16 protein-coding genes are annotated in these 15,215 nt (G+C 60.5%); 8 read left to right on the top strand and 8 right to left on the bottom strand.

The window, feature by feature from the left end; translation table 11 throughout:
* The first annotated feature begins 62 nt into the window (after positions 1–62).
* From lnt to ACSW29_RS29580, 3 genes are read left to right on the top strand one after another with little or no spacing between them, the layout of a single operon-like run.
* A complete protein-coding gene (gene lnt / locus ACSW29_RS29590; RefSeq protein ID WP_448278962.1) occupies positions 63–1,565 on the top strand; it encodes an apolipoprotein N-acyltransferase in 1,503 nt (500 codons plus the stop codon).
* Positions 1,566–1,625: 60 nt separating this feature from the next.
* Positions 1,626–2,426 carry a DUF3105 domain-containing protein gene (locus tag ACSW29_RS29585; RefSeq protein WP_047270598.1) on the top strand — a complete coding sequence of 267 codons (801 nt, stop codon included), beginning with the start codon at positions 1,626–1,628 and terminating at the stop codon, positions 2,424–2,426.
* A complete protein-coding gene (locus ACSW29_RS29580; RefSeq protein ID WP_047270597.1) occupies positions 2,419–3,162 on the top strand; it encodes a DUF305 domain-containing protein in 744 nt (247 codons plus the stop codon). The genes ACSW29_RS29585 and ACSW29_RS29580 overlap by 8 nt, the downstream gene beginning before the upstream one ends.
* Positions 3,163–3,221: 59 nt before the next feature.
* On the opposite strand, the gene ACSW29_RS29575 is transcribed toward ACSW29_RS29580, so the two are convergent.
* Positions 3,222–4,157: a cytochrome c oxidase assembly protein gene (locus tag ACSW29_RS29575; protein WP_054827426.1), complete on the bottom strand. Its 936-nt coding sequence runs from the start codon at positions 4,155–4,157 to the stop codon at positions 3,222–3,224.
* 42 nt (positions 4,158–4,199) lie between these two features.
* The gene (locus ACSW29_RS29570; protein ID WP_223304457.1) at positions 4,200–4,742 is read right to left on the bottom strand and encodes a copper resistance CopC family protein; all 543 of its coding nucleotides are present in this window, start codon (positions 4,740–4,742) and stop codon (positions 4,200–4,202) included.
* A 183-nt stretch (positions 4,743–4,925) separates the two neighbouring features.
* On the opposite strand from ACSW29_RS29570, the gene ACSW29_RS29565 reads away from it, so the two are divergent.
* The 3 genes from ACSW29_RS29565 to ACSW29_RS29555 all read left to right on the top strand — a co-directional run bounded on the left by ACSW29_RS29565 (position 4,926) and on the right by ACSW29_RS29555 (position 6,569).
* Complete coding sequence (locus ACSW29_RS29565) at positions 4,926–5,582, top strand: DsbA family protein (protein WP_047270652.1); 657 nt, start codon at positions 4,926–4,928, stop codon at positions 5,580–5,582.
* Positions 5,579–6,229 (top strand): vitamin K epoxide reductase family protein, encoded by a 651-nt coding sequence (locus ACSW29_RS29560; protein WP_052959927.1) that lies wholly within the window; start codon positions 5,579–5,581, stop codon positions 6,227–6,229. Before ACSW29_RS29565 ends, ACSW29_RS29560 begins: the two co-directional genes overlap by 4 nt.
* A gap of 148 nt (positions 6,230–6,377) precedes the next feature.
* Positions 6,378–6,569, top strand: coding sequence for an antitoxin (locus ACSW29_RS29555; RefSeq protein WP_047270593.1), 192 nt, complete (start codon positions 6,378–6,380; stop codon positions 6,567–6,569).
* 131 nt (positions 6,570–6,700) lie between these two features.
* On the opposite strand, the gene ACSW29_RS29550 is transcribed toward ACSW29_RS29555, so the two are convergent.
* The 6 genes from ACSW29_RS29550 to ACSW29_RS29525 form a co-directional block, all read right to left on the bottom strand.
* A complete protein-coding gene (locus ACSW29_RS29550) occupies positions 6,701–7,237 on the bottom strand; it encodes a hypothetical protein (RefSeq protein WP_223304456.1) in 537 nt (178 codons plus the stop codon).
* Between the two features lie 28 nt (positions 7,238–7,265).
* Entirely contained in the window at positions 7,266–9,023 is a 1,758-nt protein-coding gene (gene ctaD, locus ACSW29_RS29545) for an aa3-type cytochrome oxidase subunit I (protein ID WP_047270592.1), read from the bottom strand.
* A 117-nt stretch (positions 9,024–9,140) separates the two neighbouring features.
* Complete coding sequence (locus ACSW29_RS29540; protein WP_047270591.1) at positions 9,141–10,091, bottom strand: M56 family metallopeptidase; 951 nt, start codon at positions 10,089–10,091, stop codon at positions 9,141–9,143.
* The gene (locus ACSW29_RS29535) at positions 10,092–10,451 is read right to left on the bottom strand and encodes a BlaI/MecI/CopY family transcriptional regulator (RefSeq protein ID WP_003944627.1); all 360 of its coding nucleotides are present in this window, start codon (positions 10,449–10,451) and stop codon (positions 10,092–10,094) included.
* Between the two features lie 32 nt (positions 10,452–10,483).
* Entirely contained in the window at positions 10,484–11,257 is a 774-nt protein-coding gene (locus ACSW29_RS29530) for a M23 family metallopeptidase (protein WP_358344645.1), read from the bottom strand.
* Between the two features lie 244 nt (positions 11,258–11,501).
* Complete coding sequence (locus ACSW29_RS29525; RefSeq protein ID WP_047270589.1) at positions 11,502–13,433, bottom strand: bifunctional copper resistance protein CopD/cytochrome c oxidase assembly protein; 1,932 nt, start codon at positions 13,431–13,433, stop codon at positions 11,502–11,504.
* Between the two features lie 179 nt (positions 13,434–13,612).
* Here ACSW29_RS29525 and ACSW29_RS29520 point away from each other — a divergent pair, with 179 nt between their 5' ends.
* Together ACSW29_RS29520 and lspA are read left to right on the top strand one after the other, a co-directional pair.
* Positions 13,613–14,533: a cation diffusion facilitator family transporter gene (locus tag ACSW29_RS29520; protein ID WP_003944635.1), complete on the top strand. Its 921-nt coding sequence runs from the start codon at positions 13,613–13,615 to the stop codon at positions 14,531–14,533.
* Positions 14,530–15,057: a signal peptidase II gene (gene lspA, locus ACSW29_RS29515; protein ID WP_011331644.1), complete on the top strand. Its 528-nt coding sequence runs from the start codon at positions 14,530–14,532 to the stop codon at positions 15,055–15,057. The genes ACSW29_RS29520 and lspA overlap by 4 nt, the downstream gene beginning before the upstream one ends.
* The last annotated feature ends 158 nt before the right edge of the window (positions 15,058–15,215 follow it).

Raw genomic sequence — 15,215 nt, 5'->3', positions numbered from 1 at the left:
ACAGTGAATTAGATGCATGCCTGAAGAGTGGTCGCCCCAAACGGCACCACGGTGGGAACGCTTTGCGTCTCGCTCTTTCGGTGGGCGCTGGGTGGCTGCTATTTCTCAGCTTTCCGCCGCGCACGCTGTGGTTTCTCGCCCCTGTAGCCATCGCCCTGCTGACCGCCGTTCTCCAGGGTCGCAGTCTCCGTGCGGGTTTCGGATTCGGCTATGCCGCGGGACTGGGATTCTTCGTTCCCTTGCTGCCATGGGTCGGAGCGTATGTCGGTGCAACGCCTTGGTTGGCGTTGGCGGCGATTGAAGCGCTCGCGTTCGGAGTGTTCGGCGTACTGGCAGTGGCCGTCGGCCACGCTCCGCTTTCCCCGGTGTGGATTGCGGGTGCATGGGTCACCGCAGAAGCACTTCGTAGCCGAATTCCGTTCGGCGGTTTCCCGTGGGGGCGTTTGGCCTTCGGGCAGGCGGACAGTCCGCTGCTGCCGTTGGCTTCGATCGCAGGGGCGCCAGGTCTTTCCTTCGTGACTGCACTGACCGGAACACTCATCGCCTGGTCACTGGCCGGACCCTCCCGTGTTCGATGGCAAGCATTGGCGAAAGGTGGCGCTTGCATCGTCCTCATCTTTGTGAGTGCATTGGTGACAAGTTCTCCCGGTGCCGCCCCTGACGAGGTCGTCACTGCTGCCGTCGTTCAGGGCAACGTGCCGCGACTCGGCCTCGATTTCAACGCCCAACGCCGAGCGGTGCTCGACAATCATGTTGCCCGCACCGAGCAGCTCGCTGCCGATGTCGCGGCGGGTCGCGCAGCCCGGCCACGGCTTGTTATCTGGCCCGAAAATGCTTCGGATATAGATCCTTTGGTGAATCGGGATGCGGCAGAGCGACTGGACCGAGCAGCCCGTTCGATCGGGGCACCAATCCTGGTCGGTACGGTTCTCGTAGGTGAAGCGAGCACATCGATCAACAGTGTCATGGTGTGGGATCCCACGGATGGCCCTGGCCAGCAACACATCAAACGACAACTCGTGCCGTTCGGGGAGTACCTGCCGCTCCGACCGATCATTCGTGCAGTGTCGTCGTACGCCGATTCTGCGGGCAATTTCGTTGCCGGGAATGGGAACGGTGTCGTCGACCTCAACGGAGTTCAGGTAGCTGTTGCCACGTGTTACGAGGTGGCCTTCGACGATCTGGTGACCGAGTCGGTCCAGGCGGGAGCCACCGTCATCGCGGTTCCCACCAACAATGCGACCTTCGGCCGGACGGAGATGACCTTTCAGCAATTGGCCATGTCGCGGGTGCGGGCAGTCGAGCACGGTCGCACTGTGTTGATCGCCGCGACCAGCGGTGTCAGTGCGATCATCACGCCGACGGGAGAGGTACGCCAACAGAGCGAGATCTTCACAGCACAGGCATTGACCGACGAGATCGCCCTGCGTTCCGATCTCACACCGGCAACACGTCTGGGCGCGGTTCCCGAGATCGCCCTGGCGGTGATCGTCCTTTCTCTCGCTGCCGCATCTCTCTTCGGGGGCGCGTACCGCTTCTGTCTCGGCAGAAGAACGAAACCATGAATTACTATGATTGATAGTAATTCAGTGTCGGTGCCAGCGCGCAAGGGAACGAGTCCACCAATGTCGAAGAACCGCAAGAAGAACACACCCCGCCCCCGCGGCGGTGGGGTGCCCGGTGGCCGAAGTTTTCCGTGGTCGATATCGATCGCAGTCCTGATTATCGCCGGCCTGGTCTCGGTCATCGCCTACAACATGGTGCCCAAGGCCATCGAGAGGACCGAAGCACAAAAATACGCTCCGAGCGCGGACAACCCGGACCCCTCGCTGTCCATCGAAGGGGTAACCGAAATCGAATACGCGGCCGGCAATCATATTCAAGCGCCTCAGCGCGTTGCATACGATCAAACTCCCCCCTTGGGAGGAGCGCACGATCAGTACTGGGCGACATGCACAGGCATCGTCTACCCGGAGCCGATACGCACTGAGAATGCGGTGCATTCACTCGAGCACGGTGCGGTCTGGATTGCCTACAACCCCGACTCGTTGAATCCGTCCGACGTCGACGCCCTTACCTCCCAAGTCAACGGTAAGCCGTATTCCCTGATGTCACCGTTCCCTGGCATCGATTCCCCCGTTTCGATTCAGTCGTGGGGGCACCAACTCAAAGTCGACAGCGTCGACGACCCCCGTATCGCAAAATTCATCACCGCCCTCAAACAGAACCCGAACACCCATCCAGAGGCCGGTGCCAGCTGTGCAACGGTCCCGGGAGGATTCGACCCGAACGCTCCTTTCCCCTTCGACGCATCTCCGCCAGGCCCTGACGCGATTCCCGCAGCGTCGGAGCAGTCAGCCACTGGTCTTCCCGCAGCAACGACCCCACCTGCGCCGGCGATCACGAGGAGTCGCGAAAATGGTTGAACACGAGGCGGTATCGATTCAATCCGAGTCGGTATCCGATTCATCGGGCAAACGCCATGCCACGCCGGCCGCAGTGTTGGTGGTCGGTATTGTCATCGCTCTGTTGATCGGAATCATCATCGGCCTGTGGGCAAAGGGGCGGATCGAGAACACCTCGCAGGGGGTCCCAGCCGTCGGCGCAGTGGAGGTCGGCTTCGCGCAGGACATGTCGGTTCACCACGGGCAAGCGGTCGAGATGTCGTCCCTCGCATTGGTGAACACTGCCGACCCCGCTATCCGTACGCTCGCGTACGACGTCGTCACTACTCAGCAAAGTCAGATAGGAATGATGCAGGGGTGGCTGTCCATCTGGGATCGACCCGCCCGGAGCACGGGCGAGTATATGGAGTGGATGCCCTCAACTTCCTCGGCGATGAATCACTCGATGCCCGGCATGAGCACCGGACAAAGTGATTCCGGCGTAACTGAATCAGTCGCGATGCCGGGAATGGCTTCTCCCGCCGAACTCGCGGAACTACGCACCCTGACCGGACCGGCATTTGAGATTCGCTATTTGCAATTACTGTTGCGCCACCATCAAGGGGGAATTCCGATGGCCCAATACGCCGCTGACAATGCCGATCTCCCCGTCGTGACAAATCTTGCTCGACAGATCGCCGCTACACAGCAGGCCGAATCGACCGCATTGCGAGAACTGCTCGCAGTGAGAGGTGCCCAACCGATCCCGATGAACTGACCACTCATCTCACACACCGTCGCATCCGCCGAACCCGATCATCGAGATGCCGAGAGCAGTCATCGACGGGGAAGGGTTTTGAGGAATTCGTTGTAGGCCTCGAGGTCGACGTCACCGTCCCTGGCGGCCTTTTTGTCGACGGCGGCGTTGGTGCGGGTCTCGTCGCGATTCCACCTCATCGCGAAAACCACCATGATGATCAACGCGACGGGTTCTCCGTACGACCATGCCAAAGCCCCCGCCATTTGTTGATCGGCCATCAGATCGACGTTCCAGGACGCCGGCGGATTGGTGAAGGTACTCAGGAGTGGCGAGGTTGCCATCATCAGGATCACGCCGATGAAAACATGGAGAGGCATTTCGACGAAGAGGTCGAAACATCGACCCAGGTTGCTTTGCTTGACGGGCAACGGCCCAGATGAGAGCACCGGAACGATGAACAACACTCCAGTGGCCAGGAAGAAGAGCTCCAGGCCTGTGTGACCGACCCAGGACGACGCCACCAGGTCGAATACCGGCGAGAGGTAGATGCCGTAGTAGCTGAACAGGAACAGTGGAATCGTGACGCCGGGGTGTAGCAGAATCTTCGCCGTCCGGCTTCTGAGTGCCGTCAATGCCAGCTTGAGGATCGGAATTCCCCACCCTGTGTGAGGGGTGGAGCGCAGCAGGAGAAGACCTGGGCTGCCGAGAACGAGCAGTGGTGGAATCGCCATCGACAAGGTCAAATGCTGGAACATCCAGATACTGAAGAGTTCGTACCCGTAGCCCTCGACGGCGAGCCCCGTGACCAGGATCAGCAATATACAGCCGAAGAGGAAGCTGGCCGTCCTCGTCCACGGCCACACCCGACCGGAAGACGTCACCCGGTAGACACCCCAGCCATACCACGCTGCCAGTAGGACTCCGATCAGTGGTAGGACCGGGAGCGGCTGCGGCGCCCACCCCACCATTGCTCCGAACGAAGGCACGGCCTCGGGTAAACGTATCCAGTCCATCACCTACGTGGTCCCTCCCCGCTCGTACTGTGTTGTAACATCTCAGCGCTTCGAGCGCTTGTCTCCGCGGAGAACGATGACCATCCCGATCACGAACAGGATTGCCACTGCGCCACCGAGAATCGGCAACAACAGTGGGGATCCGTCGTCGGAGTCGGCATCGGCGGTCGCCGCCGACGGCGCAACAGTTGCCGGAGGTGTTGCACCTCCGGGAAGCGGCGCCGCATTGTTCTTCGCCGCGTTCAAGGTGAAGGAGTACGACCCCGTGATCGGGTGTCCGTCCTCAGAGATCACCCGGTAACCAACGGTGTAAGTGCCAGACGACATCTGACCGGTCGTCACGAGAGAAACGCGCTCTCCCTGCACCGACGGCTCCCCGGCTCCGACCTGCGTCCCGTCGGCCGCACTGACGGTCACGTTCGCGAAACTCGTCTGAATCTCCTGATTGAAAACCAATTCCACCGAACTCGGCGCAGTGTCGAGAACTGCGTCGGCGGATGGAGTCGATCCGACCAGTGCACTGTGTGCTTGCGCGGTGCCTGCGCTTATGAGCGCACACCCCGCAGCCACCAGCAGCACAACCATTGCACGCCTCAAAATCTGTTCCTCCTACTCGGCTCACACCATCGAGGTGCGGAGTCCGGCGATCGATGCACACCGCACTTCGCTGAGACAATACCTCCGACTACTATGTTGCATAGTATTCAGGGCTGTGTGGTGGCCGGAAGGTTGCACGCATCGACGAACACCGACCAGGTAGGCGGATCCATGAAGTTGACCACCAACGCGAAATTCTCGATAGCCCTGATAGCTGTCTTCGCTGTCGTCCTCGGCGCGCTGTTGCTCGGCAACCGCAGCGGGAGGGAGACAAACAGCGCCAGCGCTTCGGACGCATCGGTTCTTCGCGACGACACGCATCTACTTTCCTCTGCGCCGGACAACGATGTCGTTCTGGTCGAATTCCTCGACTTCGAGTGCGAGGCATGCCTGGCGATGTATCCGACGATGGAGCGGATACGTGCTGAGTACGCTGACCGCATCACGTTCGGTGTACGGTACTTCCCCATTCCCAGTCACACGAACAGTCGACTCGCGGCGCGAGTCGTCGAAGCGTCGTCCAGGCAAGGGAAGTTCGTGGAGATGTACCAGCGAATGTACGACACGCAGACCCAGTGGGGCGAGTCGTCCGAATCTCAAGTAGCCCTCTTCCGTACGTTCGCCCAGGATCTGGGACTCGACATGGCGACCTTCGAAGCAGATATGAATGATCCCGCAGTCGCAGAGCGTGTCGAAGGGGACTTCAACGAAGGTATCGACCTGGGCGTGCAGGGCACACCGACGCTGTTCCTCAACGGCGTCCAGTTGCCGTCCATGCCGACATATGACGATCTCACCGCTCGCATCGACGCAGCGCTGGCCCAATGACATCAACGGGAGCACGCGGTGCCCACGTCGACACTGGTATACCTCCGACTGTCGACTCGGCCCCGAAAGTGTGCTCCCCCTATGTCGTCGGATGGATTCTCACTGCAGCAGGCGCTCTCGGCTTGGCGGCGTCTCTGATACTGACTATCGAGAAGTTTCAGCTTCTCGCGGATCCCTCATATCGCCCGTCCTGCAGCATCAACCCCGTCCTCAGTTGTGGATCGGTGATGAGTTCTCCACAAGCCTCGATCTTCGGTTTCCCGAATTCGATCCTCGGTATAGTCGGGTTCACCGTCCTACTGACCACGGGAATCGTGACCCTCACCGCCGCAAAGGCACTACCTCAGTGGTATTGGCGCTGTATCGTCATCGGCTTGCTCACCGGAGCGGTGCTGGTTCACTGGCTGATTTTCCAAAGCCTGTACAGAATCCAGGCACTGTGCCCATACTGCATGGTCGTGTGGGTGGTGACGATGACAGCCCTCTGGTATGCCATTTTGCATCTAGGTGCTCGTAGCGCGTCGACCTCCTCGCGAATCGTGACCGTCGGCACCGAGAAACACACTCTCGTGCTTACTATCTGGATCGTGTCCGTCGCGAGCATGATTCTCAGCGCATTCTGGGACTACTGGTCGACACTGGTCTGACGAGTCCCACGAAAATCTGCCAACGCCGTCGCACTCGGCCAACTGTTGCACGATCAGTCAACCTTCAACTCAACTACTATGGATCTTAGTTTTTAGATCCGCAACCCTCCCGAGTAGAGGGCGATGAGGCCAGGAGAAGGAGACGAATATGAAATTCATGGGTGCAGCGAAAGCGCTAGTCGACAAGGGCAAGGAGGCTGCCTCGAAGAACGCAGACAAGATCGAAAACGCGATCGACAAAACCGCCGCGTCTGCCGAAGCCAAGACCGGTGGAAAACTGACCAGCCAGATCCGGAGGGCTGCGCTTGCGGCAAAGAGAGCGATTCCTCCGAAGAAGTAGCGACTCTCTTTGCCTTGCCGCCTGATTGCTCGTTGGTCTCCACGCCGTACGACTGAGAATCGGCGTCGAGAGCGCGAATAATCTCGCTTCGGTGTGCCCCCCTCGTGACAGCACACCGAAGCGAGGAGCGCTCAGGGTTCGGTCTGCGGAATCACGATACTCGCGTGAAAATCTCTGTGCCACAGCCGCGCAAGGAGGGCGTAATAGGATTCGGTTACCCTCGATTGCGTCGAGAGCGCCGCTTCCGACGACTCGATTGTCGTCGGAACGAGAAGGAGGGCACGATTCGCCAATGCCGCCGCGGAACTCCCGATATCCATCACTGCGCCACTGATACTGGCCGCGGCGTTCAGCACGGGGTCTGGAAGGACAGTGGTGGAACGCATGAAGGTCCGCTCTGCGTCAACGAAATCCGCTCCGGTCTGGAGATGATTCTCGATTGCGGCGATTACTTCGCTGACTCGACGGGTGTGAACCCGAAGTTTGCGGGGGTGCCGGATGTGGCGACGAGATACCGGTGGCAAAGTCCGCAACCGGGCACCAGCATGGTTCGCCACGCCGCCGTCGAGAGCGGTCGGCAGTACGTCTCGAATCAACCAGTCCGTGAGTAGGGCGGCAGCGGTATCTGTTGCCGGGACGATGACCACCGGCATTGTTCGTGTTGACATTGACTTTCCCATCGGTATGGCCGCCGAGCTAATTCTTCTCGTCATCATCGGACGTGGATGCGGTAAGTACCTTCTCCGATTCTGATGAACTCGTCTCCGGCCGGTGACCGGCCCCGACGTGTGCTTCTGCTCGCATCCGAGCAACCATGTGCGGGTAATGCAACTCGAAGGCCGGACGCTCGCTGCGGATGCGCGGCAACTCGGTGAAGTTGTGACGCGGCGGCGGGCAGGTCGTTGCCCACTCCAGCGAGTTTCCGTAGCCCCACGGATCGTCGACAGTGACCACTTCGCCGAATCGGTAGCTCTTGAAGACGTTCCAGATGAACGGGAGAGTGGAGGCTCCGAGAATGAAGGAACCGATGGTCGAGACTGTATTGAGTGTGGTGAACCCGTCCGCGGGTAGGTAGTCGGCGTAACGACGCGGCATACCCTCGGCACCGAGCCAGTGCTGAACGAGGAACGTCATGTGAAAGCCGACGAACGTGGTCCAAAAGTGCCACTTGCCAAGGCGCTCGTCCATCATGCGACCGGTCATCTTCGGGAACCAGAAGTAGATACCGGCGTACGTCGCGAACACGACCGTACCGAAAACCACGTAGTGGAAGTGGGCGACCACGAAGTAAGTATCCGTGACCTGAAAATCCAGCGGAGGGCTCGCCAGCAGCACACCGGACAGACCACCGAAGAGGAAGGTGATCAAGAATCCGAGAGAGAACAGCATCGGTGACTCGAACGTCAGGTGTCCCTTCCACATCGTGCCGATCCAGTTGAAGATCTTCACACCCGTCGGCACGGCGATCAGGAACGTCATGAACGAGAAGTACGGCAGGAGAACCGCGCCCGTCGCGTACATGTGATGCGCCCACACTGCGATCGACAGCGCCGCGATACCGAGCGTCGCGTAGACCAGGCCGCTGTAGCCGAAGATCGGTTTGCGGCTGAAGACCGGAAATATCTCCGAGACGATACCGAAGAAGGGCAGCGCGATGATGTAGACCTCGGGGTGGCCGAAGAACCAGAACAGGTGCTGCCACAGCAGGACTCCGCCATTCGCGGGGTCGAAGATGTTGCCACCGAGGCGACGGTCGTAAAGCAGTGCGAAGAGTGCGGCGGTCAACAGCGGGAAGGCCAACAGAATCAAGACAGAGGTGATGAAGATGTTCCACGTGAAGATCGGCATGCGGAACATCGTCATACCGGGAGCGCGTAAGCAGACAATGGTGGTGATCATGTTGACCGCGCCGAGAATCGTGCCGAGACCGGAGACGAGAAGCCCCACAATCCACAGATCCGCACCGACCCCAGGTGAGCTGACTGCCGAACTCAGAGGCGTGTAGGCCGTCCAGCCGAAATCTGCGGCACCTCCGGGAGTGACGAACCCGCCCGTAGCGATGAGAGCACCGAAAAGGTAGAGCCAGTAGCTGAACGCGTTCAGTCGCGGGAAGGCGACATCCGGCGCACCGATCTGCAGGGGGAGAACGAAATTGGCGAATCCGAACACCACCGGCGTCGCGTACAGCAGCAGCATGATCGTGCCGTGCATGGTGAAGAGTTGGTTGTACTGCTCGTTCGACAGGAATTGCATGCCCGGAATCGCCAGTTCGCTGCGCATGATCAGCGCCATGAGCCCGCCGATGAGGAAGAACGCGAACGAAGTCACCAAATACATCAAGCCGAGCGTCTTGTGATCGGTCGTCGTCACAAGGTTCCGCAGCACCGATCCCTTCGGCGCCCGTCGCGCGGGGTACGGCCGGGCGGGGATCGGGGGTGATGCAATTGCGGTCATAGTCAGCCCGCTTCCTGTCGAGACGCAAATAGAGTGTGCGACAGAAGCATAACCCAAATACTACGTTGCATAGTTTTTGGGTCCGGGTGGCGCCTCGGCCACCCTTTCCGACTGCCGTCAGGTCACGAGGGCATGAGCGGACGCAGAGAAGACGACCATGGTGGTCAACGCGGCGATGACGGGAACGATCATCGGGAGCATCGCAGCAGAGATGCAGACCAGTTTGGTGCCGCGAATCCGGGAATCCGTCTGCAGCCTGACCAAGCGCACCGAGATCTCGTCGTCACCGAGCCCGAGAGTCCACACCGGCTGAGGTAGCGGCGACGTCGCCACCACGCGCAACGCCGACCTGACGGCATCGGGGCTGGTGGCCTGTGCGGCCCGATCATCGGCAGCGAGCTCGACCAGCCGCCGCACCGCAGCGGGAGCCGCTTTGAACAGCGGGATCACCGGCAGCGCCTTCGCGAAGACTTCACACACATTGATGATTCGGTGATGGTGACCTCGCAAGTGTGCCCGCTCGTGGGCGATCACCGCTTCACGCTCGGATGCAGTCAAGCAATCGGAGAGACCTTTGGTCGCTACGACGAATCCCGGCCGTCCAGCGACGCTGTAGGCCATCGGCATCGGATGATCAAGCCAGAGAACGTCATCCGATGCCGGATCTGCGCGGGCGATGATCGATACGACATCACGGTGGTAGTCGCGGACCTTGGCTCGGCCCTTATGTTGCCGATGAGCCAAGAACAAGCTGCGAACGGCGATGAGCGCGGTAACCGCAACTCCGCCGACAGCGAGCGCTTCCCCGATCCAGGGGGCCATCGCGTGTTGGAAGGCAGTGAAGCATCGCACAAGGGCCTCGGAGAGCCCTTCCGCTGGTGCATGGCTCGGCCACAGAAGGATCACTACTGCCGATACGGCAAGGAATCCCAGACCCACGATGCTGCCGATCCATGCCGCGAGAATCGCTGCAGGAGCCAGAGTGGTCGATTCGAAACGCCGCAAAACCTTGGGCATGAACGCTCCGATGAGCACGGCCCCGAGAAGGAGGACTGCGGCGAGAGTCATCTACCGAACCTTGCCGTGATCCAGTGCTCGCCGCAGTGCCTCGTATTCGTCATCGGAGACGTTTTGCGCGAAGTGCAGAAGCGCTGAAACAGAGTCATTGCTGTTGTCGAGTAATTCGCGCATGGCCAGTGAGGTCGCTTCATCGCGGCTACGCGATGGCGAATAGATGTATGCGCGGCTTCGTTTTTCCCTCTGCACCCACCCTTTTTCGTGAAGGTGCGTCACGACGGTCAAGATCGTGGTGTATGCCTTCGGGGCGCCGCCCTCGAAGCGGTCGACCAGATCCCGCACAGACTGCGGCTCTTCTGCATCCCACAGGAGATCCATCACTTCGGATTCGAGCCCGCCGAGTCTCTTCATCTTCCTTCCCCCTTCGGAAATCGTCGATTGCGTCAGTCACTGACGGCCGGAGGCTGGATCTGTACCCCACGCGCGTCCAACCATGCCATGGGATCGACCTTCTGGCCGTCTGCCTGCCACACCTCGTAATGCAGATGTGGCCCTGTTGATTGTCCCCTGTTTCCTACCGTCGCAATCAATTCTCCGGCACGCACCTTTTGACCCGCGGTTACCAGAGTCTCGTTGATGTGTCCGAAGACCCCGATTGTCCCGTCATCCTGCAGGATACGGACCCACAGTCCGAAACCGGACGCAGGTCCGGACTCGAGTACCGTGCCGTCGGTGACGGACACGATAGGTGTACCGATCTCATTGGCAATGTCCAACCCGTAATGAGTCGACCCCCAACGCGGTCCGTAGTTCGACGTCAATGTTCCGCTGACAGGAGCCATCGTCAGCGGTTGGCGTGCAGCTGCCTCTCTCGAAGCGCGATCGGTGTCGCGTTCGGTGCCTCGAGCCAACTGTTCGGCCAGCCTCCCCAGCTCGGCCAGTTTGGGAACCTGGAGAATTTCCGGAGCCGATGCCAGCGCCTGCTCGAGAGGTGCCAACGGTTGCTGGTCGAGCTCGACGGGAACACTGACGCTCCCTGTCGATGCATGTGAGGCGGATGTGCCGGCGGCAAGCAAAGCGCCGGTGGCGACAGAGAGAACCAAAGCCCGTCCACCAGGACGATTGCGGGACTGTCGGCGATGAGCGCCGCCGCGTCGCGCCTGAACGCTTGCAGCGACGGATTCACGGTCGACTGCAGATGCGGTGGAGATGTACATCGTGTCGACTGGCAGGTCGCGATCGCTGCGTGGCGTGTCGAAAAAGCTACTTTCCCGAAGTGGGCAGTCGAGATCGTCGGTGTCGGGCTTGCGGTGTCGGGCCAAGATCGCATTCCTTGCGTCGCGGAAGGTCACAGAATGGTGACGGTCCCAGACAGCGTACTACTATTTCGCATAGTTTTTGGGCGAGCGTTGACAAAATTCAGAATCTCGACGAGACGCCCCGCTGCAAATGCACCTTCTCCTACTCATCTGCCGCGCGATGACATCTCGGCGAGCAGCACGCGTTGAGGAGAAGCCCTGTCGCGATTGCCAGGGGTATTGCTCCGATCGCGAGTATCAGTCCGGCACCGAACCGTTGATCTCGTGCGAGGTCGTCGAGCCAGCCGCGCTGCAACGATGTGAAGTACTGATCGGCAATCACCGCGTCAGTGGTGATCAGTGCTGCTGCGAGGCCCCCGTAGGCCAAGAACGCCGCAAGGAGCAGGGCCGTCCTGATCGCGGCGCTCGCTCGTCTCGGCAAGGGATCGACGCCGACCATGACCCAGAAGAACATGAAACCGCAGATCAGCAGGATTCCGTTGATCACCAGGTGGGGGACGTGCGAGCCGGCGACAGCGCTGTACATCCCTCCCAGGTAAAGGAGAGGCAGGGCTCCGGCGAAAATCACAGCAATCACATAGGGCTGGGACATGAATCGGAACCAGGAGCCTCTGTACACGCTTTGCGCCCATTCCCTCAGCCCCGGCGCATCTCCGGACGATCGCCGAACGGAGAGCCTGAACAGCGTGAACGGGGCGCCCAGGACCAGACAGAGTGGAGCAAGGACCGCCACGGCGGACGTTGCCGCCATATGCATACTCATCACTGCAGGTGCATACCTACCCACTCCCGATGATGTTGCGACAAGCAACACCAGGCACCCCAGAGCCCAGCTGACCGATCGGAACGTCGACCACTGCACGCCCTGCTGTCGGAGGCGAAAAACGCCGACGACGTAGCACGCAGCCAACACCACGGCGAGAGTTCCGAAAATGAGATCGAATCGCCAGTCGACGAGCAAGCGGCCCGCAGTCGGTACGCCATCGAGCGCATACCCGAGCACCTCCTCGACTCTGCTCGGATCCTGTCGCTCCGTGGGCGCCGGGGGCGGCGTGCGGCCCAGGGCGACGGCGATACCGACGGTTACTGCGAGAACCACCGACTCCACCACTGCCAGACGAATGAAGGTGCGACCGTCGCTAGGATCCTTCGTCAGTTCGGCGATCGCGATTTTCCGTTGGCGCCAACCTGCCAGTCCGGTGAGGACCAAGGCGGCGACTTTGGCAAGAATCAAGACACCGTAGGTGCTACTCCACACCGCGGTGAGCGGCACCCGCACGGCAGCGTTGACCACACCGCTGATCGCTATGACGACGAACGCCATGAGTGCCACGGCCGAGAAGCGGCGCGCGGCGAAGTCGAGATAGCTCCCCTTTCTGCGGGCATGCAACACGAGAGCCGCTATTCCTCCCATCCAAATCGACGCCGCGAGGATATGCAGAACCAAACTGTTCGTGGCGATGTCGTGGGATCCACCCGAAGAGGAGTGACCCGACAATGCCCTGGGGAGCAGGCTGAACAAAGCGAATGCGAGAAGTAACGGTGTCCACGAATATCGCAGGGTCAGACGACACGCAATCGCGAGCACGAGTGCGAGCCCTGCGGTCCATGCCCATGCAGTTGTGACATCGATGTCCGAAATCGCGCGAGCGAACAGCCCTGGATCGGCGAACACGACGGAGAGAGGTTGGCCTGAACTGTCCGAGAGGGTGAGTGGAACGAGCAGCGCCGCGCATACCGCCCAGATAGCGGCGGCGACGCTTGCGGTTCGTAGCGCCAGATATCCGTCGACATCGAGTACACCTGAGGCTTGAGGCGGAACGAGAACGGCAGCCAAAAGTAGACTGCCTACGGTCATCACGGCGGCAACCTCGCCGAACGCCATCACCGCCGGGAGTCCGTAAATCGTCAAGGGCCCCGGATCTGGAAGTCCGAGCAATCGCAGCGCCTCGGAAGTTGATGCGCGCGCCAATGCCGCCGCAGTGATTGCAGCTATGACACCCCATCCCAATACTTTCCGTATGGGTCGTCCGACGACGAGGGTATCGGCGCCGGACGGTTCGGTTTCGATCATTTGCGGGTGGACCTCTCAGCATTGTGGATCTCGCCCGCGCGATCGGCGCTCCGGACCAAAATACTATGACGGATAGTTGCATGGGTGCTTCAGCCAGGGTTTACTGAAACTCTCTCGTTGGCAAATATGCGCATATGAGAATACGACGCTCCAGTCATAGGCGAGAAGGGCATATCGAGATGGGTCACGGCCATGGGCACGGCGTTGCGGAACAAGCTGCGAGTGCATCGGGTAAACATGTCCGCAAATTATGGATAGCCGTCGGGCTCGGTCTGGTCACGTTCGTCACGCAAGTCATCGTGGGGTTGTCCACGTCATCGCTCGCCCTGCTCTCCGACTCCGCACACGTCTTCACCGATGTGTTCGGCATCCTCATGGCATTGACCGCTATCTTGCTTGCGCAAAGAGCGCGATCGCGCCCGGATCGCACGTTCGGTATGTACCGGGCGGAGGTGTTCGCTGCCTTGTTCAATGCCCTACTCCTGTTCGGTGTCGCCGGATGGGTTCTCTACGAAGCTCTCGGTCGACTTTCCGATCCGCCTGAGGTCCCTGGACTCCCGGTGAGCATTGTCGCTGTCGTCGGCCTCGTGATGAACATCGCGGCATTCTTGCTCCTTCGCAGCGGGGCGAAGGAAAGCATCAACGTCCGGGGCGCCTATCTCGAGGTCATGGCTGACATGCTCGGGTCCGTTGGAGTCCTGATCAGCGGATTGGTCACACTGATCTTCGGATGGCGGTACGCGGATCCGGTGATCGGTGTTGCGATCGGCTTGTTCGTCCTACCGCGTGCCTACAATCTCGGCCGCCATGCCCTGCGGATCCTGCTCCAGCACGCCCCCGCCGGCGTGAGCATCACCGAGGTGACGCAAGCCTTGCAGGGGATCCCCGGGGTCAAGGACGCCCACGACCTTCACATCTGGACGCTCACATCGGGCATGGAAGTTGCGTCGGCGCATCTGACGATCGACGAGGAGTCCGATCCGACCAAGGTTCTCGCTGCTGCCCAGGATCTGTTGGCCACCCAGTTCAATCTCGTTCACGCGACCCTGCAGGTAGAACCCGCCGCGGGTGACGGGCGTTGCCAGGAGCTTCCGTGGTGAGTACCAACGAGGTGACCACGAACGACAAATCCCCCCATCGCAAGAAACGAATTCTCTTCGCTACGACGGTGCTCGTTTCGGTCGTCGTCGCCCTGACGATTGAGCCCGTTGCGCGGAAGCACCTGTCCGGGGCCAACGAGATGGATCTGGGCGTCGTCAGTTTGAGGCTGGCTTACAACAGTGGTGTCGCCTTCAGCCTGGGCAATCAGCTGCCGAGTGCCGTCATCATCGCCTTTACCGGCCTCGCCACCATGGGAATCGCCGTATACGCCTGGCGGAGTGTCCCGCAAAGTCGCGGGGTGGCCGTGATCGGTTTCGCTCTGATTGTCGCCGGAGCTGCCTCCAACGTGGTCGACCGAGCCCTCGACGGGAAGGTCACCGACTACTTCCACACCGGCTGGTGGCCCACCTTCAATCTTGCCGATACCTACCTCACCTGTGGATTCATCCTGGTCGCCGTGTCGCTGCTGTTCGAATCCGCGCGCGGGTCCGAACGTGAGATTCAGCGTCCGCAATCCGTGTGACCTGATTCGAGCGAGGAGGGAGCCGGAGCGCTGTCGACAGGGAAGCAGTCCATCTCTGCGAACTTCTGCGGTTCGAGGTGGCGAAACCACGACGCCCCACTCGTCGAAAATTTCCGCGGTCCGCCTGTTTTCGGTCGAATGCGTTCGGATAGTTTGGG

It is taken from the genome of Rhodococcus sp. GB-02, assembly GCF_053470465.1.
This window is presented reverse-complemented; position numbering and strand designations above follow the sequence as displayed.